Genomic DNA, 25,873 nt, shown 5'->3' on the forward strand with positions numbered 1-25,873 from the left:
AGGCGGTTTAGGATTCATTACTGACCACACTGGCTCAGTAAATACTGATTCGTTTCCACGCCCCAACTGGGGTGAATGGTCGATGCCGGTTTGAAAGTAGCGAATTTTTCGGCGGCTTGTTTCAACACCGGGCAGGCCACGACTTTTCCCCCGCCATATTGCTCGGGGGTGTAAAACAGCGATTGGCCCTGAAGCGCGTAAATACGCGGGTTTTCAGCATTTTTCGCTTTAGCTTTGCCGAGAGCCGCTTCAAATTCCGGCACGTATTGCTGCCAGCGGTTTTCCGGGTCGATGGCCAGCCGGGCACTGGCCAGTTGAGCCGCCAACACCATCGTTTCGTCGTTATCCGGCTGTTTTTGTGCGACGTTCCGGTAAAATGCAGCAGCCTTGTCGAGCAGCGCATCTTTTTTAGCGGCATCCGTTTCCTTGAACGAGAGCAGCGCGTAGGTATAAGCCGCCCAATAAGCCGGTAGCCATTCTGCGGTTTCGGCATTGGCGATGCGCTCGAACTGCCCGGCGGTTTGCTGCAATTCCGGGGTGGGCGTCATAAATTTCACGGTAGCAATCGCGCCTTCCATCGCTTTCGTGTACTTCTCATTTTGCGCGTGGGCATTGGCCCCAATTCCCAGGGCGAGGGTCAGAAAAAGAACGGTTTTTTTCATGGTTTTAGATGGTTAGAAATGGTTGAAAGAGATGGTTGAATGGTTGAAGTCTGCGGGCACCTTATGGATTACTAATCAGTTCAGGATCGATCGGTTTTCGGGTCAGGCTCAACACCGCCCCGAGGAAGAAAAACCGGTAAAACGGCGGCACGACCGCAAACTTCTGGCTGCCGTCGGGCGTGTACCGGTAGCCGTAGGTATTTTTCGTTCCGAGCACGTTTTCCACCGATGCGTAAAGGACCAGAAATTTTCGCGGCAGAATTTTGATGTAACTCATGTTCAGGCTCAGACTGCTGTAGGGACGGGTTTTGTCACTCAGAAACTGATCGCTGCCTGGATTGTAATAAGGCCGACCGCTGGCGAGCGAATACGTGGCCCCGGTATTGATGCCCAGCGCCGGGATGTATTTTTTGAAAACGAGGTTCAACGTGTGCGTGGCCGCGAAGGTCGGCATGGCTTCAACCGGATAATTCCGGAACAGGCGTTTGGTATCCAGAAACGAATACGAAACCCAGTAATCGACGTTTTTCATCGACCGTTTGTCGCGCCAGAACACGTCAAATCCCTGCGCATAGCCGAAACCGCTGTTGTTGGTTCGGCTGGTTGGAAACCGGTATGGGTTGGGGTCATAAAAACCGTTGGTGTTTTCCCGTACCAGATGTCGATAATCTTTGTAGAAGGTTTCGACCCGGAACGTCCGGTTATCCCGAATGCGCTGGTAGTTCAAAATCAGGTGATTGGCCTGCTCGAACCGCAGCGTCGGATTGGTCAGCAGGTAGGTCTGGTCGGGTGTTTGGTAAAACTGACCGGCGGCCAGCGAGACCTGTCCGTAGGAATCGGTTTTGTAGGCCATCGAAAGCCGGGGCGATAGATTCGCCCGACCAATGACCGACGTCCGCTCCCCGCGCAACCCCGCCCGAACGGCCAGTTTTCGGGTAAAAAACACTTCGGTTTCGACAAAAACCGCTGAATACCAGTCCGTCAATGAGCCGCCCCAGATTCCGTAGCGGTTTTGGTAGGTATACCGATGGAGTTCGGCCCCGGCCAGCAACGAAACCTTGTCGCTCAGCGAGCGCGTCACCACCACCCGCCCCTGCATCCGCTGTTCCTGCGTCCGGGCCTGAACGGTATCGATGCCCAGCCGGTCGCGGTTGTAGTTGTAGCTCAAACCGGTTTGCAGGCCCCAGCGCCCTTCGTCCCAGGTCGTTTGAAAGGTCGTCATCGAAAGCGCGTTGTGGTTCCGAACCGTGAAGGGCGACGCCCGGAAGTCGCCGGTAAAATTCCGGAATGAGAGGGACTGGTGGCTGGCCGACACGTCGGTGTAGTGTTTCAGCAACCCGCGTTTGCCGATGGGCTGCGTCAGAATGACCGACGTGCCGCCCGCTTCGGGTGCGTGAATCCAGTTGATGTTCTGTTTCAGGACGTTGAATAGCGGATTCAGGTTGGTATAATTCACCGAAAACGTTATCCGTTCTTTTTTGAAAGCCGACAAAGTGACCCCGGCGGCATTGAGTCCGACGCTGATGCCGTCGTTGTCTTCCGCCCGGTCTTTGGTGTTCAGCGACAACACCGACGAAAGCGCCTGACCGTATTGCGCCGAATAACCGCCCGTACTGAACGCCGTTCCTTTGAACAGAAAAGGCGAAAACCGGCTCCGCTGCGACACATCCGGCCCGCCACTCGTAAACGGATTCTGAACCACCAGACCGTCGATAATCGTGCGGGTTTCGGAAGCCGACCCACCCCGCACGAACAAACCGGTTTGGTCGCCGACGCGCTGCGCACCGGGCAGCAACTGCATCACCGCCGGAATGTCGGCACCCCCGCTGGCGGTCGTCACAATGTCGAGCGGTTTCAAAACCGTCTGGCGTTTTTCGTCGCTGGCTTCGAAGGCCCCCGCTGTAATGACGACGGTATTGAGCATCGTGGCGGTTTCCTGCAATTTTGCGGTGAAGAGAATGGTGGGTTGACTCAGCCGGAGCTTTTGTTGGAACGGTTCGTAGCCGACAAAACTCACCGCGATGGTGGCCGTGTCTGGCTGGCTGGTCTGGAAGCTGAACGCGCCGGTGGCATCGGTATTAGCGCCATCGTAGGAACCGGCGATGAAGACGTTGGCACCGGGCAAGCCATTGCCTTTGCGATCCGTGATTTTACCGGTGATCGTCGTTTGCGCCCAGGCGAAGGACGGAAAAAACAGGGCGCAACAGCAGAGTAATGGTTGTTTCATGGCGGATCACTTCGAATACGGTTTCAAAGCTACCCGACCGGAACCCGGAATTGAAGCGGTTTCCGACGAAGAACAATTTAGGCGGAATAAACCGGGAGAAATGGCCGATGATTGAGGTTCGCGAACCGCTTTTGTAAAAAAATTTAAGAAGTAAGCCGCATTTCTGGCCTTTCTGCCATATATTATTTCAGATTTCTAAAATTACCCCAAAAATAATTTCAGCAAAAAGAGTATTGACTACCGGTTACTGCATCTTTAGCTCAAATCTGCCATATTATACGGTTTTCAGTTTACGGTATTTGGTTTATGGTGGCTGGCGCGTTAGCCACCATAAATGGACCAACAACCCTAAAAAATTACCAACCTAACGATCCTGTAGACAAAAAATACGGAAGCCTATGAAGAAACTTCATTGCTGACTATTTAATAAAGCCGGTGGTGGGACATCCATTACCGGTCAGTTGATCCCCTTCGTTTCTATGCTCGTTTTGCTACATCCCCAGTGGATGGATTGGGAATCATTACGCCGAATTTTAACCGACAAGACCAACATTATGTTAAGACACCTACCTATTCATCCTGTTTTACAGACGATTATGCGCGTTGCTCTGTATCAATCCCTGCTGTCTCTATTCATTATTTTAACTCCGCTGGCCCACGCCCATGACGTACGGGGTCAGAAAGTGCTGGAGCAAAAAGTAACGCTGCTGCTAACCAATGTCGATGTCGAGAAGGCGCTGGAGAAAATTGAGAAGATGACGAAAGTCAAATTCATGTACAATCCCCAGGTTTTCAGCAACCAGAAATACACTTTCCGGTTTCAGGACGAAGCGCTTTCGGGCGTATTGGAAAAAATACTGACCCCGCATAAGGTGGTTTACGAAGTCGTGCAGGACAAAATTATCCTGAAACGCGCTCCGGGTCCGGTCGAAGTCGCACCAGCCAGTGTCAAAGAAGCACCCAAACGCAATGTAACGGGGAAAGTATCAGACGAAAACGGTGTCGGACTCCCCGGCGTCAGCGTTCTGGTGAAAGGCACCCAGCGGGGAACTTCTTCCGACGCCGAAGGGCAGTACAAACTGGAGATTCCGGATGCGGAAGTTCAGACTGCCGTCCTGATTTTCAGCTTCGTAGGGTATACCTCCAAAGAAGTAACGGTGGGTAACCAGACGACGCTTTCGGTGCAACTGGCTCCGGAAGCCAAGTCGCTGAACGAAGTGGTCGTAACGGCCCTCGGGATTGCGCGGGAGAAAAAAGCACTGGCTTATTCCGTTTCGGAGGTGAAAGGCAGTGAATTTACGCAGGCCCGCGAAAACAACGTCGCCAACGCCCTGACCGGTAAAATTGCCGGGGTGAACGCCACCGGTATGGCCACCGGCCCCGGTGGTTCGAGCCGGATCATCATCCGCGGAAACGGTTCGCTGAACGGCAACAACCAGCCTTTGTATGTGATCAACGGGATGCCGATGGACAACAGCATTCCGGGCGGTGGCACGGCTTCGGACGGCAACGGGATGAACGTCGACCGGGGCGACGGGATCGGCGGGATCAACCCCGACGACATCGAATCCATCAGCGTTTTGAAAGGTGGCCCCGCAGCAGCTCTTTACGGCGCCCGGGCCTCCAACGGGGTGATTTTGATCACGACCAAAAAAGGACGCGGTCAGAAGGGAATCGGGGTGGAAATCAACAGCAACACAACGTTTGAAGACATCGCCGTGATTCCGAACTGGCAGTATGAGTTCGGTCAGGGTCTGGACGGCAAAAAACCGACCACGCTGACGGAAGCCAAAAGTACGGGACGCCTGTCGTATGGAGCGCGGATGGACGGCCAGCCCACCATTCAGGTCGACGGCCAGTTGCACCCGTATTCGCCCCAGAAAGACAACCTGAAAAACTTCTACCGCACCGGAAGCAACTACATCAACTCGGTAGCTTTCACGGGCGGCAACGAATCGGTCAATTTCCGCCTGGGTCTGAACAACACCAGTTCCAACAGCATCGTGCCGAACTCGTCGTTCACCCGCCGAATCGCCAATTTGAACCTGAACGCTTTTTTGGGCAAGAAGCTGAGCATCGAAACCGTGTTCCAGTATAACCTGGAAGAAGGCAAAAACCGCCCCAAAGTGGGGTACGCCGACATGAACCCGCACTGGGCGACGTATCTGGTGGCCAACGTGGTTGACATCCGCAGCCTTTCGCCGGGGTATGACCCTTTGACGGGCAAAGAAGTAGAGTGGAACCCGGTTCCAGCCGCCCCGAACCCCTATTTTGTGGTCAACAAGTTCAAAAACGACGACACCAAAAACCGGTTTCTGAGTCAGGGAAGCATTCGTTACGACATTCTGGACAACCTGTATCTGAAAGGCAGCGTGAGCCAGGATTATTACAGCTTCTCGTCGGAATACGTACAGCCGACCAACAATGCCTACCAGCCGCTGGGAACGTATGAAGCCCGGAAAACGACGTCGTCGGAAACCAACGGCATGTTGACGCTGAACTATAACACCACGTTTTTCAAGGAACTGAGCTTTACGGCGATGTTGGGAGCCAATTCGCAACGCGCCATTTACGACCAGACAGTGATCGCGGGCAGCGAGTTTACGGTGCCTTATTTCTACAGCTACACCAACCTGGCCGCATCGACGACCACGCCGACGTATCTGAAAAGCGCGATCAATTCCGTGTTTGGTTCGGTCGATTTTGGCTACAAGGGTCTGGCGTACCTGACGGTTTCCGGTCGGCAGGACTGGTTCTCGGTTCTGAATCCGAAAAGCAACAGCATTTTCTACCCGTCGATCGGTGGCTCGCTGATTCTGTCGGATGCGTTCCGCTTGCCGAAAGCCATCAGCTTTGCCAAACTGCGGGCCTCGTGGGCGCAGGTGGGTGGTGCTACGGTGAATGCCTACCAGATTTACCAGTATTACTCGATGCAGCAGGGTGGTCACAATGGTCGTCCGGTGCAGGTGTTGTCGTCGTCGCAGGTGCCCAACCCGGATCTGAAACCGCTGACATCCACCACCTACGAAGGCGGTCTTGAAGCCAAATTCCTGAACAACCGCCTGGGCATCGACCTGACGTTTTACAACCGGAAAACCACGGACGACATCGTAACGTCCAACATCGCCCTGTCGTCGGGCTACACCTCGGCCCTGCTGAACGTGGGTGAGTTGAGCAACAAAGGCGTGGAACTGCTGCTGACCGGCACGCCCGTTGCCAAAGGCGCTTTCGGCTGGGATGTCAGCTTCAACATGGCCTACAACAAAAGCAAGATCGAGCGGCTGGCCGAAGGGCTGACCGGCATCGACGTCGGCAGCGGTGTGGGTGGTGGTCTGGTGCGGAACGTCCTGAACCGCCCGTATGGAACGGTTTGGGGATACCAGAAGAAAACCGATGCCAATGGCAACGTCGTTTTCAATACCGCCAGCGGTTATGCCGTTCGGGGCGATCTGCAGGAAATCGGGCAGGGCACTCCTCCGCTCACGATGGGGATTACCAACAATTTCCGGTATAAAAACTTCTCGCTCAATTTCCTGATCGACGGCAAGTTCGGCAGCATTGTGTATTCGAACCTCTACCAGTATGCCTACCGGTTTGGTCTGCCGCAGGAAACGCTGCCGGGTCGTGAAACCGGTGTCACCGTAACCGGTGTCACCCCCGAAGGCAATCCGTTTACCAAAACCTGGAAAAAAGAAGAGGTAGACACTTACTACGACAACGACAAGAATTACACCGCCATGTTCATGTTCAACAACGACTTCGTAAAGCTTCGTCAGGTAGTTTTGAGCTACAACCTACCCGTCAGCAAGCTGTCGTTCCTGAAACTGCAATCGGCTTCGATTTCCTTCGTGGCGCGTAACCTCGCGATTCTGTACAAGGACAAAAAGAACCAGTATTTCGATCCTGAATCGGGCTATACGAGCACCAACGCCCAGGGTCTGGAAGCCTTTGGGGTGCCCAGAACCCGCAGTCTTGGTGTGAATTTAATGGTGAAATTCTAATTAAAACTATCTCACGATGAAGCGTCTGATCCAAAAAATACTGTGTGCGGCCCCATTGTTCTTCCTGTTGTCTTCCTGCGACAAGGGTTTTGAGGAAATGAACGTGGACCCCAATAAATATTCCGAAGTCATTCCCGAATACATGTTCACCCGCGCCTTGCTGGACGGCGTAAGCACCAACTTTACCGGGGCGGCTTACCTGACCATCGGGCAGTCGATGCAGCACTTTGCTACCTACAAGGAGGTCCCGGCGGCTGGTGACAAATACTTCAATTTCAGCTATTCGACCGGCAACTGGAATGCCTACGCCGGAACCGGTGCCGGGCAGGGCGCGATCGTTTCCATCCGCCAGGTGATCGATGCGGTTTCGACCAATCCGGCCAGCGTGAACAAACTGTCGGCGGCCCGCATCTGGAAGGCGTATGTATTTCACCGGCTGACGGATTTGTACGGTGACATTCCGTATTTCGAGGCTGGAAAGGCCCTTTCTGACAAGAATTACGGCCCTAAATACGACACCCAGCAGGCGATTTACGCCGATTTGCTGAAAGAACTGGAACAGTCGATTGCGGCTTTCGATGCCACCAAGGCCACTTTTGGTTCAGCCGACCTGATGTTTGGGGGCGACGTGGTGAAGTGGAAAAAATTCGCCTACTCGCTGATGCTGCGGCTGGGCATGCGCCTGACCGAAGTGGATGCGGCTACGGCCAAAACCTGGGTTGAAAAAGCCATCGCCGGGGGCGTGATTCTGGAGGATGCCGACCGGGCCGTCATTGCCTACGTGGACGGTTCGCAAACCGCCAGCCGCAATTTCATTGCCAACGGTTTGCTCAGCACCGATTACATCACACCCGGTGGCGACAATGTGGAAGGCGGCAAATTTGCCAAAACGCTGATCGATTATTTGAAAAACACCAAAGATCCGCGTCTGAACGTGATTTCCATCGTCTGGACGTCTGCCGACGGCAAAACGTTTACGGCTGATACCACAACGGCTTTGCAAAGCGGAATGCCCAACGCGGCTTACAACAACCTGCCAGCCAACTTCAACACGTTTTCTGAACCCAATCCGAACACGCTGCTGAAATACAGTGCGCCCTTGATCGTGTTTGGCAATGCCGAAACGAACCTGTTGCTGGCGGAAGCTTCCGTACGGGGTTGGGCCAGCGGAACAACGGCGGCAACGGCGTATGCCAATGCCGTTAGAGCCGGGATGCGGCAATGGTCGCTGTTTGGAACCGGTGGGGCAATCTCCGAGGCCAAGGTCAACGCGTACCTGGCCCTCAATCCGTACAAAACCGGTGGGACCGTGGCGCAGCAAATGGAACAGATCCAGACCCAAAAGTGGGTGTCGCTTTTCCTGGAAGACGAATACGAGATTTTTGCCAACTGGCGCCGGACCGGCTATCCGGTGCTGACGCCGACCAATTATCCGGGCAACCTGACGGGCGGAAAAATCCCAACCCGCTTTGTGGTTCCCGATTCGGAAGAAACGTACAACAAAACCAATTTCATCGAAGCACGAACACGGCAGGGCGGCACCAACACGCTCTCCAGCGTTGTCTGGTGGGATAAATAGGCAACGATAGATCGTTTTCGAGTACCGATTAAATTGACAAACAAAATAGCACCGGGATCTTCCTGGTGCTATTTTTTTGGGTTGGTGTTATGGATGGCCGGTTATTCCTTCTTTTTAGCATAAACGATGTCGAGTGCGGCTCCGGCATCCCCCTGTTGTTTCATCCAGGTTTCCAGCTTCTGCCGGTATTGTCTGATCCGGTTTTGGTGAGTCGGGTCCGTTGCCAGATTGGTAAGCTCCCAGGGGTCTTTCTGGGTATCGTAAAATTCGATGGCGGGCCGTTTCACAACCCGGTCCGTGATCCGCTTGGCATTCGGATCGTTCGGTGCCTGGTCGATCCAGGAGAACCAGACCGAATTGCGGTCTTTTTGCTTCGCGTTCATCATAAACCGGTTGTAATATTCTTCATCGGGTGTCAGGTTCAGAATCAGCTTGTAGCGGGTGTCGCGGATGCTGCGGATCGGATAGGGATTTCCTTCGGGAATGTTGTTGTGGATTCCGTAGGCATACGGTCGCGCGGTCGAACTTTTTCCCAGCAAAACCGGCAGAAAGCTTTTGCCGTCCAGCCCGGCGATGGGTTTGCCCCCCGCAATATCCACAAGGGTTGGGGTAATGTCTTCGTATTGAACCAGCGCGTCGGTTTCAGTTCGGGGTTTGACGGTTCCGGGCCATTTGACCACCATCGAACTTTTCTGTCCCACATCCCACAGGTTCCATTTCGCACCCGGGAACTGTGCACCCTGTTCGCCCAGAAACACGACGATGGTGTTCTTGTCCTGACCGGTTTCTTTCAACAAGCGGGTAATTTCGCCCACCTGCTCGTCCAGCCGCCGGACTTCAGCCAGGTATTTGACAAATTGTCGGCGCGTGACCGGCGTATCGATCCAATTGGCGGGCAGAATCAATTTATCCGCATCGAACTCGGTGGTATCGCCCACCGTCCAGGGGGTATGCGGATTGATGCTCATGACAAACAGGCAATACGGCTGGTTCGTGCGGGTGATGAATTTCCGGACATCATTCAACTGGTAGTCGTCCGTCGGGGCCACGCAGTTGGGTTCAAAACCGGTGATGATCTCGAACGGAAAAACGGTTTTGGGTTTGGTGCTGTGATCTTTGCCCGTTAGCCCAACGCGATACCCCAGATCCGCCAGGTAATGGCCAACGCTTTTCAGGGTATCATAAACCGGCTTGTGGTTTTGGAATGATCCGTGCCGCACCGGATACAAACCCGTAAAGAGCGAGGCCCGCGTCGGCACACACATGGCTTCGGACGCGTAGATGTGATTGAATTTCAAGCCTTCATTCGCCAGCGCATCGATGTGGGTCGTCTTCAGGTTTTTCCCGCCGTAACAACTCAACTGCCGACTGTCCAGGTCATCGGCCATGATGATGATTACGTTGGGTTTGGTAGCCACCGGGGAGGGCGTTACGGCGAGCCCCAGCCAACCGCTGCTAAGTAGGATCAAACCGAGTAAAAGTCGATTCCGGGAAGTCATCATAGACGCTGTTTTTAGATTTTTCAGAAATTTCACGGTACGGAATAGCGCAGGCCGGAGACCGGAATGGGTCAGCCGCGAGTTGGTAAAACCGCCTTACTCCAGCGGCAGAATCACATTGGTCAGCTTCCAGTCGAACCAGTCGCGTGTGAGCACAAAACGAATTTCATTCCCGTCTTTGTGGGGAACATAGGCCGAAAACGTATTGAAGGAATTGAACCGAAAGCGCACTTTACCGAACGGTTCGGTCGTTCCCCCGGTGGATTTCTTCAGGGGATTCACTTTTTGCCCCCGCATCATCGTCGCCAGGCCAACCGGTGTTACCATCCGGTCAACTACCGCTCCGGCAAAGAGGCCGGTCAATCCTTTCACCATGGCTGTAGCCGGGCTGTTGTTAGGGTCGTTGACGGCATTGGCAGCCTGTGCGTTGAGCTGATCTTTGAGATTCTGGCGCAACCGGGTAAAGTCCACCTGATCAGCAATCGCTTCCGCATCGTTGGCCTTCACACCCGTTTTGAGTTGATAAACCGTATAGTAAGGCCCCACCCAGATGATGCCCAGAACGGCAAGGACGGTGATGGCAATGTAGTGACGCGGTTTCATGACGGGTTTATTTTTTTGTAAAGCTACAAGAAGTACAATACGACCCAAAGCGTTGTTTCGCGGCCACAGGTTGTCCGTGAGCGGAGCAATAACCGCCAGGTATACTTCGCCTAAAATAACCCGTATGGCTGTTATTTACCCTTAATTGTACATACTCCCCAGATTGTTCACTATCTTCGTCAAAAGCAAAGAGACTGTTTAGATTCTGAAACCGGGTTTTAAACTAATTTTAAAACTGTAATAAAGTTATAAACGCAGTTTTATTGAAAGTATCGTATGAAGTGTCGTATCTGCGGAAGTGAAAAGGAAAAAAAATATTTCAAAGCAAAAGAAATGATGCTTGGCACACGAGAAGAATTTACCTACTTCCAGTGCGGCCAATGCCATTGTTTACAAATAGAAGACATTCCCGGCAATTTATCGAAATATTATCCCGAAGGTTACAACGGATTCGAGTCTCCTGAAAAGGATATATTCGGAGGAATAAAAGGCACCATCAGGAAGTACAAATATAAAGCATCTTTATTCCCAAAAACCGCTTCTTCAGGCTTTCTAAACGGGTTCTTTCAGGCAAAGCAATACGACATACTGGGTTCTTTGTCGCTGACCATGCAGTCTAAAATACTGGATGTGGGCAGTGGTGAGGGGGCTTTTCTATACCCCTTATACGAATTAGGAATGAAGCGGGTGCAAGGCGTAGATCCCTTTATAAAGGAAACTATTGTCTATCCAAACGGGTATAAAGTTATTAAAAATCAAATCTATACGGTTACCGGAAAATGGGATATTATCCTTTATAACCATTCTTTTGAGCATGTTCCGGATCCTTTAGAACATTTACTGGCAGTTTCCAACTTGTTAAAACCCGGTGGAATTTGTGTCATCCGGATTCCAACGGTTACTTCATACGCCTGGGAACATTACGGAACAGACTGGTTTCAACTGGATGCGCCCAGACATTTATTTCTCCATTCGCTAGAGAGCATGAAATTTCTAATTTCAAAGACGGGGCTGAAACTAGAAGATATTATATATGATTCTACCCATGCGCAATTTACAAACAGCGAAAAATATAAAAATAACATCGGGCTTTACGAGGACTCAAAAAGCCTATATTCAAGTTATTTAGACAGAAAATTAAAAAAAGAAAAATACAAAAGGCTCGCCCGGCAATTAAACAAAGAAAATAAAGGTGATCAGGCCGCTTTTATCATTAAAAATTAAAGAGATGTATACGCATCAGACAAGCGATTGCAACCCTACAAAATAGCTGATTCAAAACCTTTTTCACGTTGTCACTTGCTGTAAGCAAGTGACAACGTGGTCGTTCCTTCGTTTACAGCGGTTTCAGTTCCAGGTTTTTCCAGCGCACTTTAATACCACCCCCATCGTGGATCTGCAAGGCCACTCCGCCTTCGCCTTTCCCGATTTTTTCGTCTTTAATATCGACCATTTCCTTCCCGTTGAGCCAGGTCTGCACGCGGTCGCCCTCGGCCCGAATCCGCAGTTTGTTCCACTGCTCCGGCTTCAGGATGTTCTCTTTCTCGTCGGGAATCTGGATCAGCCAGCCCCGGCCATAGGATTCGTAAATACCGCCCGTATCGTGGTTCGGGGGCGCCACCTCGACCTGCCAGCCGCTCACTTTCGTTCCTTCCACCGTCGACCGGATGAAAACGCCACTGTTGCCGTTGGCTTCCTGTTTGAATTCCAGCGACAGGTCAAAGTTTTTATAAAATTGATCGGTCGCCAGATACCCGTAGCCTTTGTCGGGGCCGCTTTCGCAGACCAGTTCACCATCCGCCACATACCATTTTTCGGTACCGTAGATTTTCCAGCCCGTCAAATCTTTTCCGTTGAATAGCCGGACTTTTTTGGTTGGTGCCATAAAACCAACCGACACCACAACCAGGAGAACCAATACGAGCATTTTTTCTTTCATGGGTTATCAAAAAAGTAAGTTTAACAAAGGATTTGGTAGTTTTGTAACGTAGTTGTAACCGGTTGGTTTTGTCTAATAAACATACTATCGGTTTCGTTTTGAACTGTACCGGCATAAAGATAGCAAGCCGATGCGTCTGTCCGACCTGATTATCCACTTAATCTTATTTATCCATCGCTTTTCCATGAAAAAAACACGTTCGTCCACACCCCGGTCCCGGGCCTTGCTACTGGCGGTTTTAGCCGCTCTTTTTACGTTTACGACCAGTTGTGACAAAGAAGAAGACACCGCATCCGCCCAGCCCAAAACCGTTGCTGATCTGATCGTTGAAAGCAGCGACTTCACCATTCTGGAAGCGGCTATTCTCCAGGCGGGTCAGCTCGACGCGTTCAAGAACCCAAACCTGACGGTTTTTGCCCCCAACGACGCGGCTTTCCGGGCTTCGGGGGTTGCGGATGCGACTTCACTGACGGCCCTAACCAAAGAACAGTTGACCGGCATTCTGCAATACCACGTTCTGAAAGCCGCCGTGGCCTCCTCCGGTTTTCCGATGGAAAAGAATAAGGCGGTTCAAACCTCATTGAGCATTAACAACCAGGCGGTTGTCGCCTACGTTACCAACGGCACCAGCGGTTTATTCATCAACGGCGCCAAAGTGATCACGCCCGACGTAAAGGCCGCAAACGGCATCATGCACGTCATCGACCGCATTCTGTTGCCACCACCAACCGGCAGCGGAGGCAGTCTGGTGGGTGTGGTTCAGGCCGACACCAGTCTGTCGTTGCTGGGGGTTGCCGCTCTGCGGATTGCCACCGTCAACCCAACGCTGGCGGCCGTTTTGACCGGGACGCAGCCTTACACCACCTTTGCACCCACCAACAACGCGTTTCGGGCGTTGAAACTCAGCACGGCCGATACGATCAATAAAGTGCCGGTAACAGCCCTGACCGCCCTTCTGGCCAACCACGTCGTAGCGGGTCGTCTCTATTCCAATGATCTGACCACGGGTGAGGTGACGGCGTACAGCACCGGCAAACTGACGGTGACCGCGACTGGCACGACGGTGACCGTGAAGAGCAAAGGCCTGACGTCGCCGGCCACGGTGACCCGCGCCAACATGACCGCGACTAACGGCGTTGTTCACAAGATCGACAAGGTGTTGCTGTAATCTGCCCGCCGTATGGTTCCGAAAATTCTGCTGGGTTTACTGGTCTTTATCGTCGTTGCCGTCGCCATTCTTCTCACGATTGGTTATTTGATTTCCGCACCCGGTTACAAGGGGCCGGTCACCGACCATTTCGATGGGAAACAATTCCATAATTACAACGGTGCGAAAGCCAAAGGCTTAATGGAAGCCCTCGAGTGGATGTTGTCGGGCAGCGACAAAAAACCGTGGGGGGCTTTCCGTAATGAACCGCCGGGTCCTCCCCCACCCGGCCGCGTTGGCGGCTCTCCGGTGCGCATCACATTTGTCAATCACTCGACGGTTTTGCTCCAGTTCGACAGCCTGAACGTGCTGACGGACCCGGTTTGGTACGAACGCACCAGCCCCTTTCAGTGGGTGGGTCCGGCGCGAAACCGTCCGCCCGGCCTTCGTTTCGAAGACATTCCCAAAATTGACATTCTGCTGCTGAGTCACAATCACTGGGATCATCTGGACATTGAGACGGTTCAGAAACTTTGCCGGCGCGATCAGCCCAAAGTCTATTGTCCGCTGGGTGTGAAAGCTTTTCTGGAAGAAAAGGGTTGCCAAAACGTAACCGAAATGGACTGGAACGACTCGCTGGCCTACAACGGCAGCACCACGATCCACTGCGTTCCGGCACAGCATTTCTCCGGGCGGGGCATGTTCGATCGTGACGCCACGCTCTGGTGCGGTTTTCTGATCGATAGCCGGGCCGCCGGGAAGTTGTATTTTGTCGGCGATACGGGCTACGGTCCATTTTTCAGGAAAATCGGGGAGCAGTTAGGTCCCATCCGGCTTGCGTTGATTCCAATTGGTGCCTTCCGGCCAACGTGGTTTATGTCGCCCATCCACTGTTCGCCCGCCGAGGCCGTCCGGATCCACGACGACATCCGTTCGCAACAGAGCGTAGCCATTCATTACGGCACATTTCCGCTGGCCGATGACGGGGAGAACGAGCCCGTCGAAGAATTGCATAAAACCCTGAAAACCAGACCTGAGCTAACCACGCATTTTTGGACGTTACGGGAGGGTGAAGGGCGGTTGGTACCGTAATTTTGCCAACCGTTGCAACGGTTTTTCAAAAGGTGGGGTCATTGGTACAGTTACACCTTATCAATTCAATTTTAATTGCGAGCATGAATTCTAAACATCTGAGTGCGCTTATTGCCTTGTCTCTGGCGGTCGGACTGGTTTCCTGTATGAATAAACTCGACGATCCGAGTGCCGGAACGGTGGAACAGAACATCCAGCAGATCAAGGATTATTTGACGACAAACCAGTTACAGGATCAGGTAACACCTACGCTTTCGGGGCTGTATTACATCATTACACCAACCACTTCGAACGCCAAAGCGACGAAGCCAAACGAAGAACTGGAGTTTACCTATACGCTGTCCTACATCGATCCGACCACGAAAAAGGCGGTTTTGGTAGATAGCGCTAACCGAACCAAACCGGCTTATATTCCTTTTCTGGCGGGTGTGGTTGTTCCAGGTCTGGAAGAAGGGTTTTTGTTGATGAAAGAAGGGCAGCGAGGCCGGTTTTATATGCCGAACAATCTGGCCTTTGGCAGTAATACCCGCGAAAATAAAATGCCGGAATACAGTGCGGTTATTTTTGACGTCACCTTGAATCGGTCGCGGACCGAGCTGGAGCAAATGAATGATTATGCTACGCTCAAAAAATTGCCTCGTCCAGATGCTACCGTATTAGCTCAAGGCACGGATAGCGTTCGGATATACCGCCTTTCCAAAGGAACGGGGGCGCCCATCACCGCCGGGCAAACCGTTACCGTTGCTTATACCGCTAATTCACTGCGAGGAACTACGCCTTTTGATAAAAGTGACTCCTTAAGCATCAAACTGGGTTCCGGACAATACATCGTTGGTTTCGACAAAGGGATTTCTCAACTCACCGTAGGCGACAAAGCCTTGCTGGTTTTCCCGTCCGGAATCGGTTATGGTGCGCAGGGTAGCTCTGATTCCAAAGGCTATTACGTCGTCCCTCCCTATGCGCCACTGGCTTTTGAAATAACCGTTAAATCGGCCAAGTAAATTGACGGTTTATGGTGTTCAGTTTACGGTTTACGGTCGCTGACGCACGCTTATGCCATTTAATGCGTCAGCCACCGTAAACCGAATACCGGTTTTACCCGTTCTTCTGCCCTTCAACCGCCAGTAAATACAACTGCATGGATTCGCCGGTTGTGGCAATCCACCGATCGTAGTCTTCGATGGCGGCCGTCCGGTCTTCTTCCGAAATATACCCGTCTCTCACCAGTTGTGGTCCCCGAAGGTGGGCCACTTCCGACCAGATGCGGCTGGTTTCTCCGAAAGTCGGATCGCTTTTTTGGCTGGTTTCAAACTGGGGTTCAATCGTTATTTTTTCGAAACCGATCCGCAGAAACTGGTCTTTCAGATGATCGGCAATGGCATTGTCGAAACCGGCTTCCTGCCGCCATTTCAGAAACGCCCCGTAGAATTTCTTCATGGTTTCGGGCGGTTCGGGCCTCCATTCCACCTTCTCGTGATTATAGTCCAGTACGGCCAACACACCGCCCGGTTTCACCCGTTTTGCCAGTCGGGCCAGGGCCTCTTCCGGGCGAGCCAGCCATTGCAGCACACGGGCGCAGGTGACCAAATCGAACTGTTCGTCGGTTTCAAAATCGTACACATCCGCCGTTTGAAACGTGAGTTGGGGCAATTCGCCAGCCTGTTGGCGAGCCTGTAAAAGCAGGGTTTCGCTGGGGTCAATGCCCACCACGCGTCCCTGCGGCCCCACCCGCTCGGCTATCCCGCGCGTGATGGCTCCGGAACCGCAGCCCATATCCAGCACCGACAGACCCGGTTTCAGGTGTTTCAACAAATTCCGGTTGGCGTTTTCAACGGTTCTTCGATCCAGAATCGGGTTGGCAGCCTTTGGCATTTCAGCCCGGCTGGTAGCAGTTTGGTTTGACATAGGCTCGAAAGTACGGATTGGTTTTTATTGTACCCACATGAACAGATAAAATACAAAATAATACTTGATTATTGCAATAAAAGTCCATACCTTCATCCTACACCATTCCCCGATACGATCATGAAAAAGCTTCTGATTTTATGCGTCGTCATGGCTGGCACGGTTCTTCCCGGATGGGGGCAGAACGATCAGGTGGCCATCAAAAAGGTTCTTTACGATGAGACGGAGGGTTTCTTTAAGAGAGACAAAGAAAAATGGGCGGATTGCTGGGCACACACCCCTTACATCTATTTTGCGGCTAATTTATACGGCGGAGATTTTACCCTGATCAAAGGGTGGGACAACATGGAAAAGCAGTTCAAGAGCCAGTTTAACAGCTCCAGACCGGCCGACAGCGTGTCCATCTACAACACAAACTACGAGATTCATCAGAACGGAAAAATGGCCTTTGTGTGGTATGACCAGATGCTGATCGACAGCCACGGCAAAACCACCTCGAAAGAATCCCGGGTGGTTGAAAAAATCGGTGGAAAATGGAAGATCATTCACGTCTGTGCGCTCACAAATCTGAACAACCAAACGGCCCAATCCGGTAAATAATCAGAATCGATCTTTTTTGGAAAGCCAAACCGGTACGACAGCCCGGACAGCGGCTAATCCAACTAACCCGCGATTTCGTTCGTAGATGCCGAAATAAACTTTGTGCCAGGTGTAGCGGATCGTACAAAGTTTATTTCGGTCTCAACGAGTCCGCCCCGACTGGCGACATTTGCCCGATTATCGCTCCAGCAGAAACCGGAACGTTTGCCGTCCGTACCGATCAGCTACCTGGAGTAAATAGAGACCATTCTCCCACGTTTTCGGAACGGACCATTTTAACGATCCCGTTTCAGCAACCGTCTGATAGAGAGTGAGTCCGTTGAGGTTGGTCACATAAACCGCTGCGCCTTTCTCCAAACCCGAAAGGATCAGAAAATCACGAACCGGATTCGGCTGAATAGCCATTTTTCCGTTGGCGCGAATGCTAACGCTCTTGATTTTAGAGTATGTAAACTGGCCGTCCAGATCCGTTTGCCGCAACCGGTAATAGGTAGTGCCAACCGGGGGCGTTTCGTGAACATACGCGTACCGATGCGTGCTTTCAGTTGTAGTATGACCCTCCACCCGGCCCAGTGCTTCAAATGATTTCCCATCAAGGCTGTATTCAACCAGAAAGTAGGCATTGTCTTTTTCCTGCGTGGTTTCCCACGTTAACACAGCTTTTCGGTCTTTTTCGCTCACCTCAAATCGGGTCAGGTTCACCGGAAGTACCACACAGGCTCCGGGAACGATCGAAAACGTCTGCAAATCTGTTTTAACGGGATTTCCGCTGTCGGTCACCCGCATGGTTACGCTGACAGAGGTACTGCCAGTATAAAGACGGGTTGGGGTTCGCTGGTTTAGAATCTCAAATGTCCCATTTCCGTCCAGATCCCAGTCATAGGTATAAGGACCAGCACCTCCGGTTGCGGTTCCGCTGTAGGCTACGGTCTGAAACGGATTCGTTCCCTGGCAGGAAGGGGCGTTGGCGAAATTGCCGATCAGGGGAGCTTCCACGGCCGGAACAACCTCGCTGAAACACTTTGGATTAAAATCCGAGCAAGTCAGGTTATTAGGCAAACAAAACGAAGTTAAATCTCTTTGCTGGTTTCCCCACGCAATCAAAACGGTGTTCACCATTACCGGGTCACCACAGTGGTAAGTAATGGGTATACACTTGGTAAACACGCCCTGATTCAAAGTTTCCGAATAGCATTGTGTGAAGCTGTAGGGAACGGAATTAACCGTGTATTGCAGGGCAAGGTAAAATCCGTACCGCGTATTCGAGACGACTTCAAATTCTACACATAGATTAGCCGACACAGTAGCTCCTACCGTGCAGGTATTTGACAACGGACCTCCGGATGGGCTACCGACGTATATCCAGTCAAACGTAACATCGCCGGAATTGCATTGGCTACAGACCAGGGGTTGCGCGTGCCCGAAATTGGGTAGGCACCAACCGGTAAGCAGAGCTATGAAAAGTAGACACAGGCGGCCGACAAGCAAATTAGGAATCCTCTTACGAACGACTCCGGAGATCGTGGCAGAAATAAACATATAGTTAACAAAACAGGGAAAATGGATGCACAACAAAGGATAGAAAACGAATCTATCGAAATTTCCATCCACGATTCCCCGAATGGTCAATTATAGAGCCTGACGGGCCTGACGAACCCGATGGGGATGCAAGTAAGGGGGACAATGCGGGATAAACCGGAATAAATTTGCAACCCAAATCTACAAATAGGAAACATTAACGCTATACTATACGCGATTGTCTCGTTTCCGACGATGCCCGAAGCTTTATCCTGATCCGAAAACTTCCTGACGAATCGCGTTGTTATGCCTTTGCCGGTGTCTCTTTTGCCCGGCAATGGGTATGAGCAACGCAGCAAACACGACACAAAACGAATCCTTTCATGATATTATCCGGGGCGACAAGCCCGTGCTGGTCGATTTTTACGCCGACTGGTGCGGGCCTTGTAAAGTATTGGCCCCCACGCTGAAGCAACTCGCCGAACGAACCGGCGACAAACTGCGCATCATCAAAGTGGATGTCGACAAAAGCCGCTGGGCTTCCGGCACCTACCAGATTCAGAGCGTTCCGACGATGATCTTATTTCACAAGGGAAAAATCATCTGGCGGCAATCGGGGGTGCTGCCACTTCAGAAGCTGGAAGCGATGGTGCGGCAGGTTACGGGTTAACCGGCCGCCGGAAGGTGATGGCAATGCCCAGCAAAATGATGATTCCGCCCAGAACCATCTGAACCGTTATTTTTTCGTCGATAAACAGCCAGGCTAGAAAACCGGTCACGATAGCCTGGCTGAGCAGACTCAGCGACACCCGTTGCGCATCGATTTTCTGGAGCGCATGGCTGACCGCAATCCAGCCCAAAAGCTGGCAAACCACCGCCTGAACCACTAGAGAGCCCCAAATCCGGGGTTCGAAACCCCACAGCGGTTCGCCCAACCCGACGCACAACAGCACCAGATACAGGCTCGACACCGTCATGCTCGAAGCCATAAAGTTCAGAATCGGAACTTTATCCAAAACCGTCTTGCTGACGACAATGTACCCGGCATAAAACAGCCCCGACAGAACGGCCAGAAAAAACGCGCGGTCGAACTGCATGGTCAGAAACACTTCAACGCCCATCAAAAGAACGAGTCCGACCAGCGCCGTGGCCGTACCGATCCAGAAATATTTCGTTGGTTTATCGGGAAAAAACAGGAACGTGCCGATTCCCACCCAGATGGGCGACAGGTTGGTGAGCAAACTCGCCTGTGTGGCGGTCGATTCCTGAATGGAGAGGTTCCAGACGACGATATCGGACGCAAAAAACAGTCCGCACACCAGAATGGGTTTCCAGTAGCGCAGCGTTTTAGCCTGCCAGTTTCCATTTAAAAGTACGTAAGGCCAGATCAGCACCGTGGCAATGCTCATGCGATAGAACGCATCGCTGATGCCGGAAATCGGCGTAGCCCGGATGAGAACCGGGAAAATACTGATGCACAGAATGCCGATAATCAGACTCAGGCGGGAAGACATTACCGATTGTGATAATTTCAGAGGACTGGCAAAGGTAGTCAGCGGATTCCGCTCCGGCAATCGAACTGGCTGTCCTGGCTGCCTATTCTCTAAAAACCGTCATTAGTCAGGCTTTCTGCACCACTTCCATCGAAGCATTCCGAACGTTGATTTTATGGAGGAAAAACAACTTCATCGTCCGTTCGAGGAGCAGACTGGGGCTGGGTGTAATGAGGTAATCGGTGGTGGTTTTGATGGCGATAACGATGCCTTCGGCCAGGTGGTCATCGATGAGTTGCCGGAGCGGAACGCCCTCATAATCCTTTGATAACGTGCCAATTTCCATCACGTCGACAATGGATCCGCTTTCGGCGTAGCCTGTCAGGTATTCCAAGAAATCCATCACGTCGGGGCGGCTCACGATACTGGCCATGTGGGCGCCCCCGATTTTATCCGGCATCACGACCTTGTTGGCCCCGGCTTTCCGCAGTTTATTCAGCGCCGAGTGCTGCGATGCCCGGCTGATGATGGTCAGTTTCTCATTCAGGCTCCGGGCGCTCAGCACGATAAAAACGTTATCAGCGTCGGTGGGCAGGGCAGTCAGCAAGGCCTTTGCCCGGTCGATGCCAGCTTTCTGGAGCGTTTCATCTTCCGTGGCATTGCCGATCAGATACAGCAGCGATGCGTTTTTGGCCATATACGACCGGACGCGCTCTTCGTTTTGCTCGATCACGACAAACGGCACTTTGTTCTGACGCAGCGTGATAGCCGCTTCCTGCCCGTTTCGCCCCAGCCCGCAGAGAATCACATGGTTGGTGAGTTCATCAATCTGTTTGACCATTTTCCGTTGTCTAAAATAGTTGATCAATTCGCCACTGGCGACGTATTGCGTAATAAGTGCCAGGGCATAGGCGAATGTGGTAAAGCTGGAAATCAGCAGCAAAACCGTAAAAAGCCGGCCATTGGGCGACAACGGTTTCACCTCCGTGTAGCCCACCGTGGTAATCGAAATGACGGTCATGTACAGGGCGTCGATGAAGTTGTACTCTTCGATGTACATATACCCGCCAATCCCCATGAACGAAATGGCAACGATGATCAGAAAGGGGAAGAGAAGGGAATACCGCTGACGGCCGTTGAACATGCTAGCCAAAAAATAGATAATTCCAAAATTACTAATTTCAACAGAATATCAATAGCATTAAAATCTATTTTAGAATATTATATTTTGACAAAAGTAACTATTACCAACAATACAGTCACCTAACAAGTGGCCATGGCATCAGGCAACATTTTTTTTAAGATTTCCACCTAAACCGCTATATTTCGCCCCATCCCCGTAACCTTGAAACCACCATGCTTGCCTACCTCTTTGCGGTCCTTACGACCGTATTCTTTATCGGCCTGACCTTGTTTACGGCCTCCAAACCGTCGCTGGTTGGCGAAAACGCCATGGGTTACGGGCTGGGCCTGTTCTTTTTGGGAGCCGGTTTTGTCGTCACCAGTTTGATTCTAACGATTGCGCTAAACGTCCGGGGCGGTTTTGATTGGGTTGCCCAAAATGGCAGCACACGTAACCTCCTTGTTTTTTCTGCCTGGCTGGTGGTGGCGTTGACCACGTTTTTTTGTGCCCTGTTTAAATGGGAGTGGCACAGCGATACGCTTTACCCCGCTTTTTTGCACGGGTTGGCCGTCCGGCAGGGACAGTTCTGGATCCCGTTGCTCTGGCTGATCCCGTGTTTGCTCTCACTCCATTCTGCTGGCCCCCCGCTGGTTCCGCTCACCGCTCTCAAAGGTTCCTTTTGGGTAGCCATGGGCCTTAGTACTGTATTTTCCGGCGGTTTGCTGGTGGGATACTTTCGCGAATCTGCCCGGTCGGCGGAGGTCGAAATGGCCCAGCGAGCTGAGCAGGAAGACCGAATTCACCGGGAAAATCTGGAGACGATTGCGGCTCAGAAAGTCGACGATCCGATTGTCAACCTGCTGGGGTATTCCGGCCGGTATCAGTCCGACGACGTCAAGCAGGCCGCTTTGGCCAAGATCAAAGCGCACCCAAACTGGGAAGCCGAGATGATTGCGTTGCTTCAGAGTGAGTGGCGGTATAAGGAGGTCTATTATTTTCTGGATGGCAACGCAGTGGAGCATCCCGAGCAGTTTGTCGGTCCCCTGAACGCGAGCATCAGTCGGCTATCGGCCGACATTCGGGCGGACATCAAAGACAGCAACAACCTCCAGCACTGGAGCTTCGATATGTACGGCATCGACCAGCTTCTGCGCGCCCTCGACGGGCAATTCCTGAACCGGAGCGCTGATTTTTACCCCAGCATCGTCAAGCTCCAGCAAGCCCTGAATACGCCCAAGCCCGAGCGGTTTAAAGACGTCCGGTTTTCGATCACCGGTACCGTGGACCAGTGGCTGGCGAGTCATAAGAAATAAGGGGGCCGATTTTATGGAATACGGTAATAGGTTCGCCAAGTCCAACAGATCAGCCCACGATTTCAATCGTGGGTTTCGGGAAGGAAGGCTGAAAAATGGAAACCGTTTTAACGGTTTTGGACGGCCAAACCGTTGAAACGGTTTCATGAATCATGGATTTTCTCCTTGCCCCACGGTTAAAACCGTGGGCTATCGACAGTTACGCTTAAACGGCTACGATTAAGCCTGATTTAGCGTAAATTAGACATATCAATTAAAAACTGTCTTCTTCAAATCCCATCCCAGCAGTCAGCTTTCTCGACAATGACACCTTTGTACTTTCCTATCGCCAATTTCAGGTTGGATTTTGGTTTCGGTTTTCCTGGCAGGGCTCTACTGGATTTGGCCGCAGTTTTCATGATCGTCTCTGCCTTCAATTTGCTAAGCTAACGCAAAACTGCAATCTCCGGTTGTTTAGTTAATAAGTGAAAAAATGAAAGCCGGTCCCAAACGTTGTTAGGACCGGCTTTCATTACTTTAGGAAAATCGGATTCTCAACTCCCACAAGCCTCACAATCATCCTTGTTGTCAATCGAACACACCATCGCGGCATAGGCGGTTTCGGCGTCGCTGACCAGTTGCGGATGAGCGGCTGCTCCTTCCTGGGCGTATTTTTCGTAGTTCAACGGTTTTTCCATCGTTTCGGCCAACACCGGCTCCAGTTGCGACTCGGCCTGCTTCTCCACCGTAAACTGGATGGCGTCGGCAGCGGCTTTCGTGCGGAGGTAATACATCCCGGTTTTCAATCCGCGCTTCCAGGCGTGGAAGTGCATCGACGTCAGCTTGCCGAAGTTGGCATCCACCATGTGAATGTTCAACGACTGCGACTGGCAGATGAACGCACCCCGGTCAGCGGCCATGTCGATGACGGTTTTCTGCTTGATCTCCCAAACGGTTTTGTACAGATCCTTGATGTTCTGCGGAATACCCGGAATGTTCTGCACCGAACCGTTGGCGGCAATCAGCATGTTTTTCATCCGGTCGTTCCACATGCCGAGTTTCACGAGGTCGCGCAGCAAATACTTGTTGACCACCACGAACTCACCCGACAGCACGCGACGGACGTAAATGTTGGACGTAAACGGTTCGAAACACTCGTTGTTGCCCAGAATCTGGCTGGTCGAAGCCGTTGGCATCGGCGCCAGCAGCAGCGAGTTCCGAACCCCGTGCTGAACCACTTCCTTGCGCAGCGACTCCCAATCCCAGCGACCCGAATCCGGCGTAACGCCCCACATATCGAACTGGAAGATGCCCTGCGAAATCGGCGAGCCTTTCCAGGTTTCGTACGGACCGTTCACTTTCGCCAGGTCCATCGACGCCGTCATGGCGGCAAAGTAAATCGTCTCGAAAATATCCTTGTTCAACTGCTTCGCTTCCTCCGATTCGAACGGCATCCGCAGCATGATGAACGCATCGGCCAGCCCCTGAACGCCCAACCCGATGGGGCGGTGGCGCATGTTCGACCGACGGGCTTCCTCAACCGGATAATAGTTGATATCGATGATTTTGTTGAGGTTCTTGGTCGCAACCCGCGTGATGTCGTACAGTTTCTGGTGATCGAAACGCAAAATGCCGTCAGCGCCTTTCACAATGTACTTCGGCAACGCGATCGACGCCAGGTTACAAACCGCTATTTCATCGGGCGACGTGTACTCGATAATTTCGGTGCAGAGATTCGACGACTTGATCGTGCCCAGGTTCTTCTGATTCGATTTGGCATTGGCCGCATCTTTGAAAAGCATGTAAGGCGTTCCGGTTTCGGTTTGCGATTCCAGAATTTCGTACCACAAATCCTGCGCCTTCACCTGCTTGCGGTACCGGCCTTCGCGTTCGTACTGTTCGTAAAGTTCCACAAAAGCCTCCCCGTGGGTATCCGCCAGGCCGGGGCATTCGTGCGGACACATCAGCGACCAGACGTCGTTGTCTTCCACCCGTTTCATGAACAAATCCGGTACCCACAAAGCGTAGAACAGGTCACGGGCGCGGTTTTCATCCTTGCCGTGGTTTTTCTTCAATTGCAGAAAATCGAACACATCGGCATGCCACGGTTCCAGATAAACCGCAAAAGAACCTTTGCGCTTTCCACCGCCCTGATCGACGTAACGGGCTGTATCGTTGAAAACGCGGAGCATCGGAATGATCCCGTTCGACGTTCCGTTGGTTCCTTTAATATACGTACCCGTGGCGCGGATGTTGTGAATGCTCAGACCAATACCGCCCGCCGATTGCGAAATCTTGGCGGTTTGTTTCAGCGTGTCGTAAATGCCCTCGATGCTGTCGTCTTTCATCGTCAGCAGGAAGCAGCTCGACATCTGCGGTTTGGGCGTTCCGGCGTTAAACAGCGTCGGGGTTGCGTGCGTAAACCACTTTTCCGACAGCAGGTTGTAGGTTTCAACAGCCGCTTCGACGTCGGCCATGTGAATCCCGACGGCCACGCGCATCAGCATGTGCTGCGGACGTTCGGCAATTTTGCCTTCCATCTTTAGCAGATACGATTTTTCGAGCGTTTTGTACCCAAAATAATCGTAGCCGTAATCCCGGTCATAAATGATCGTAGAGTCAAGCAGGGCGGCATTTTTCCGAACCACGTCGTACACTTCCTTGGAAATCAGGGCTGCGTTTTCACCGGTTTTGGGGTCAACGTAGTTGTACAGCCGCTTGATGGTTCCCGAGAAGGACTTGTTGGTTTCTTTGTGCAGGTTGGAGATCGCCATACGAGCGGCCAGAATCGCATAATCCGGGTGGCGGGTGGTCATCGAAGCCGCTGTCTCAGCCGCCAGATTGTCCAGTTCCGTCGTTTTGACGCCGTCGTAGATCCCGTTCACCACCTTCATCGACACCTCGATCGGCTGAACGTAGGCCGGGTCTAAACCGTAGCACAGTTTTTCGATCCGGGCGGTGATTTTGTCGAGCTTGACCGATTCCCTGCGGCCGTCACGCTTGAGTACGTACATAATATGATATGGAATGTTGTAAAGTAGATATATAGGATATGATGCCTCTCGATTGATTGCTTAAAGGTACTAAGCAGTACTACAACAAAGCAAAGCGGAATGTTCACTCATGCTCTGCGAACTTGGAATTATTAAAACAGGCGGCTGTGTTACGAAACTGTTAAGACCTTACGCAGAAT

19 protein-coding genes are annotated in these 25,873 nt (G+C 52.1%); 9 read left to right on the forward strand and 10 right to left on the reverse strand.

What is annotated here, in order from left to right; translation table 11 throughout:
* Nucleotides 1-17: 17 nt before the first annotated feature.
* Together F0P93_RS13040 and F0P93_RS13045 are read right to left on the reverse strand one after the other, a co-directional pair.
* Nucleotides 18-662: a hypothetical protein gene (locus F0P93_RS13040; protein WP_150876857.1), complete on the reverse strand. Its 645-nt coding sequence runs from the start codon at nucleotides 660-662 to the stop codon at nucleotides 18-20.
* Between the two features lie 61 nt (nucleotides 663-723).
* The gene (locus tag F0P93_RS13045) at nucleotides 724-2,889 is read right to left on the reverse strand and encodes a TonB-dependent receptor (RefSeq protein ID WP_150876858.1); all 2,166 of its coding nucleotides are present in this window, start codon (nucleotides 2,887-2,889) and stop codon (nucleotides 724-726) included.
* Nucleotides 2,890-3,485: 596 nt separating this feature from the next.
* Between F0P93_RS13045 and F0P93_RS13050 the strand changes: the two genes are divergently transcribed.
* The gene (locus F0P93_RS13050; RefSeq protein WP_150876859.1) at nucleotides 3,486-6,890 is read left to right on the forward strand and encodes a SusC/RagA family TonB-linked outer membrane protein; all 3,405 of its coding nucleotides are present in this window, start codon (nucleotides 3,486-3,488) and stop codon (nucleotides 6,888-6,890) included.
* A 16-nt stretch (nucleotides 6,891-6,906) separates the two neighbouring features.
* Nucleotides 6,907-8,469, forward strand: coding sequence for a SusD/RagB family nutrient-binding outer membrane lipoprotein (locus F0P93_RS13055; RefSeq protein ID WP_150876860.1), 1,563 nt, complete (start codon nucleotides 6,907-6,909; stop codon nucleotides 8,467-8,469).
* A gap of 101 nt (nucleotides 8,470-8,570) precedes the next feature.
* Here F0P93_RS13055 and F0P93_RS13060 read toward each other — a convergent pair whose 3' ends face one another.
* Both F0P93_RS13060 and F0P93_RS13065 read right to left on the reverse strand, forming a co-directional pair.
* Nucleotides 8,571-9,971, reverse strand: a complete 1,401-nt coding sequence (locus tag F0P93_RS13060; RefSeq protein WP_225309475.1) for a sulfatase family protein — start codon at nucleotides 9,969-9,971, stop codon at nucleotides 8,571-8,573.
* A 93-nt stretch (nucleotides 9,972-10,064) separates the two neighbouring features.
* Nucleotides 10,065-10,571 carry a DUF2939 domain-containing protein gene (locus F0P93_RS13065; RefSeq protein WP_150876861.1) on the reverse strand — a complete coding sequence of 169 codons (507 nt, stop codon included), beginning with the start codon at nucleotides 10,569-10,571 and terminating at the stop codon, nucleotides 10,065-10,067.
* A 276-nt stretch (nucleotides 10,572-10,847) separates the two neighbouring features.
* Between F0P93_RS13065 and F0P93_RS13070 the strand changes: the two genes are divergently transcribed.
* Nucleotides 10,848-11,795, forward strand: coding sequence for a class I SAM-dependent methyltransferase (locus tag F0P93_RS13070; RefSeq protein WP_150876862.1), 948 nt, complete (start codon nucleotides 10,848-10,850; stop codon nucleotides 11,793-11,795).
* Nucleotides 11,796-11,907: 112 nt separating this feature from the next.
* On the opposite strand, the gene F0P93_RS13075 is transcribed toward F0P93_RS13070, so the two are convergent.
* On the reverse strand, nucleotides 11,908-12,498 hold the full coding sequence (locus F0P93_RS13075) for a 3-keto-disaccharide hydrolase (protein WP_374756774.1): 591 nt from the start codon (nucleotides 12,496-12,498) through the stop codon (nucleotides 11,908-11,910).
* 196 nt (nucleotides 12,499-12,694) lie between these two features.
* Between F0P93_RS13075 and F0P93_RS13080 the strand changes: the two genes are divergently transcribed.
* The 3 genes from F0P93_RS13080 to F0P93_RS13090 all read left to right on the forward strand — a co-directional run bounded on the left by F0P93_RS13080 (nucleotide 12,695) and on the right by F0P93_RS13090 (nucleotide 15,750).
* Nucleotides 12,695-13,678 (forward strand): fasciclin domain-containing protein, encoded by a 984-nt coding sequence (locus tag F0P93_RS13080; RefSeq protein ID WP_191908806.1) that lies wholly within the window; start codon nucleotides 12,695-12,697, stop codon nucleotides 13,676-13,678.
* 12 nt (nucleotides 13,679-13,690) lie between these two features.
* A complete protein-coding gene (locus F0P93_RS13085; RefSeq protein ID WP_150876865.1) occupies nucleotides 13,691-14,749 on the forward strand; it encodes an MBL fold metallo-hydrolase in 1,059 nt (352 codons plus the stop codon).
* Nucleotides 14,750-14,832: 83 nt separating this feature from the next.
* Nucleotides 14,833-15,750, forward strand: coding sequence for an FKBP-type peptidyl-prolyl cis-trans isomerase (locus F0P93_RS13090; RefSeq protein WP_150876866.1), 918 nt, complete (start codon nucleotides 14,833-14,835; stop codon nucleotides 15,748-15,750).
* 94 nt (nucleotides 15,751-15,844) lie between these two features.
* Here the strand turns inward: F0P93_RS13090 and F0P93_RS13095 are convergent, their stop codons facing one another.
* Complete coding sequence (locus tag F0P93_RS13095; protein ID WP_150876867.1) at nucleotides 15,845-16,654, reverse strand: class I SAM-dependent methyltransferase; 810 nt, start codon at nucleotides 16,652-16,654, stop codon at nucleotides 15,845-15,847.
* A 120-nt stretch (nucleotides 16,655-16,774) separates the two neighbouring features.
* On the opposite strand from F0P93_RS13095, the gene F0P93_RS13100 reads away from it, so the two are divergent.
* Nucleotides 16,775-17,254 (forward strand): Cif family virulence factor, encoded by a 480-nt coding sequence (locus F0P93_RS13100; RefSeq protein ID WP_150876868.1) that lies wholly within the window; start codon nucleotides 16,775-16,777, stop codon nucleotides 17,252-17,254.
* 177 nt (nucleotides 17,255-17,431) lie between these two features.
* Here F0P93_RS13100 and F0P93_RS31490 read toward each other — a convergent pair whose 3' ends face one another.
* Nucleotides 17,432-18,250, reverse strand: a complete 819-nt coding sequence (locus tag F0P93_RS31490) for a PKD domain-containing protein (protein ID WP_191908807.1) — start codon at nucleotides 18,248-18,250, stop codon at nucleotides 17,432-17,434.
* Nucleotides 18,251-19,115: 865 nt separating this feature from the next.
* Here F0P93_RS31490 and trxA point away from each other — a divergent pair.
* Nucleotides 19,116-19,442: a thioredoxin gene (gene trxA / locus F0P93_RS13110; RefSeq protein ID WP_150876870.1), complete on the forward strand. Its 327-nt coding sequence runs from the start codon at nucleotides 19,116-19,118 to the stop codon at nucleotides 19,440-19,442.
* Here trxA and F0P93_RS13115 read toward each other — a convergent pair.
* Together F0P93_RS13115 and F0P93_RS13120 are read right to left on the reverse strand one after the other, a co-directional pair.
* Nucleotides 19,432-20,286, reverse strand: a complete 855-nt coding sequence (locus tag F0P93_RS13115; RefSeq protein ID WP_150876871.1) for a DMT family transporter — start codon at nucleotides 20,284-20,286, stop codon at nucleotides 19,432-19,434. The genes trxA and F0P93_RS13115 overlap by 11 nt on opposite strands.
* A 106-nt stretch (nucleotides 20,287-20,392) precedes the next feature.
* Nucleotides 20,393-21,409, reverse strand: a complete 1,017-nt coding sequence (locus F0P93_RS13120) for a potassium channel family protein (protein ID WP_150876872.1) — start codon at nucleotides 21,407-21,409, stop codon at nucleotides 20,393-20,395.
* 212 nt (nucleotides 21,410-21,621) lie between these two features.
* On the opposite strand from F0P93_RS13120, the gene F0P93_RS13125 reads away from it, so the two are divergent.
* Nucleotides 21,622-22,701, forward strand: a complete 1,080-nt coding sequence (locus F0P93_RS13125) for a hypothetical protein (protein ID WP_150876873.1) — start codon at nucleotides 21,622-21,624, stop codon at nucleotides 22,699-22,701.
* 533 nt (nucleotides 22,702-23,234) lie between these two features.
* Here the strand turns inward: F0P93_RS13125 and F0P93_RS13130 are convergent.
* Nucleotides 23,235-25,694, reverse strand: coding sequence for a ribonucleoside-diphosphate reductase subunit alpha (locus tag F0P93_RS13130; RefSeq protein WP_150876874.1), 2,460 nt, complete (start codon nucleotides 25,692-25,694; stop codon nucleotides 23,235-23,237).
* Nucleotides 25,695-25,873: the final 179 nt, after the last annotated feature.

Source organism: Larkinella humicola (assembly GCF_008727875.1).
In the GTDB taxonomy this organism is placed as follows: domain Bacteria; phylum Bacteroidota; class Bacteroidia; order Cytophagales; family Spirosomataceae; genus Larkinella; species Larkinella humicola.

What these genes read in the sequence shown, in the direction of transcription:
- F0P93_RS13040 (WP_150876857.1), bottom strand. Translation starts at nt 662, where the DNA reads ATGAAAAAAACCGTTCTTTTTCTGACCCTCGCCCTGGGAATTGGGGCC.
- F0P93_RS13045 (WP_150876858.1), bottom strand. Translation starts at nt 2,889, where the DNA reads ATGAAACAACCATTACTCTGCTGTTGCGCCCTGTTTTTTCCGTCCTTC.
- F0P93_RS13050 (WP_150876859.1), top strand. Translation starts at nt 3,486, where the DNA reads ATGCGCGTTGCTCTGTATCAATCCCTGCTGTCTCTATTCATTATTTTA.
- F0P93_RS13055 (WP_150876860.1), top strand. Translation starts at nt 6,907, where the DNA reads ATGAAGCGTCTGATCCAAAAAATACTGTGTGCGGCCCCATTGTTCTTC.
- F0P93_RS13060 (WP_225309475.1), bottom strand. Translation starts at nt 9,971, where the DNA reads ATGATGACTTCCCGGAATCGACTTTTACTCGGTTTGATCCTACTTAGC.
- F0P93_RS13065 (WP_150876861.1), bottom strand. Translation starts at nt 10,571, where the DNA reads ATGAAACCGCGTCACTACATTGCCATCACCGTCCTTGCCGTTCTGGGC.
- F0P93_RS13070 (WP_150876862.1), top strand. Translation starts at nt 10,848, where the DNA reads ATGAAGTGTCGTATCTGCGGAAGTGAAAAGGAAAAAAAATATTTCAAA.
- F0P93_RS13075 (WP_374756774.1), bottom strand. Translation starts at nt 12,498, where the DNA reads ATGCTCGTATTGGTTCTCCTGGTTGTGGTGTCGGTTGGTTTTATGGCA.
- F0P93_RS13080 (WP_191908806.1), top strand. Translation starts at nt 12,695, where the DNA reads ATGAAAAAAACACGTTCGTCCACACCCCGGTCCCGGGCCTTGCTACTG.
- F0P93_RS13085 (WP_150876865.1), top strand. Translation starts at nt 13,691, where the DNA reads ATGGTTCCGAAAATTCTGCTGGGTTTACTGGTCTTTATCGTCGTTGCC.
- F0P93_RS13090 (WP_150876866.1), top strand. Translation starts at nt 14,833, where the DNA reads ATGAATTCTAAACATCTGAGTGCGCTTATTGCCTTGTCTCTGGCGGTC.
- F0P93_RS13095 (WP_150876867.1), bottom strand. Translation starts at nt 16,654, where the DNA reads ATGTCAAACCAAACTGCTACCAGCCGGGCTGAAATGCCAAAGGCTGCC.
- F0P93_RS13100 (WP_150876868.1), top strand. Translation starts at nt 16,775, where the DNA reads ATGAAAAAGCTTCTGATTTTATGCGTCGTCATGGCTGGCACGGTTCTT.
- trxA (WP_150876870.1), top strand. Translation starts at nt 19,116, where the DNA reads ATGAGCAACGCAGCAAACACGACACAAAACGAATCCTTTCATGATATT.
- F0P93_RS13115 (WP_150876871.1), bottom strand. Translation starts at nt 20,286, where the DNA reads ATGTCTTCCCGCCTGAGTCTGATTATCGGCATTCTGTGCATCAGTATT.
- F0P93_RS13120 (WP_150876872.1), bottom strand. Translation starts at nt 21,409, where the DNA reads ATGTTCAACGGCCGTCAGCGGTATTCCCTTCTCTTCCCCTTTCTGATC.
- F0P93_RS13125 (WP_150876873.1), top strand. Translation starts at nt 21,622, where the DNA reads ATGCTTGCCTACCTCTTTGCGGTCCTTACGACCGTATTCTTTATCGGC.
- F0P93_RS13130 (WP_150876874.1), bottom strand. Translation starts at nt 25,694, where the DNA reads ATGTACGTACTCAAGCGTGACGGCCGCAGGGAATCGGTCAAGCTCGAC.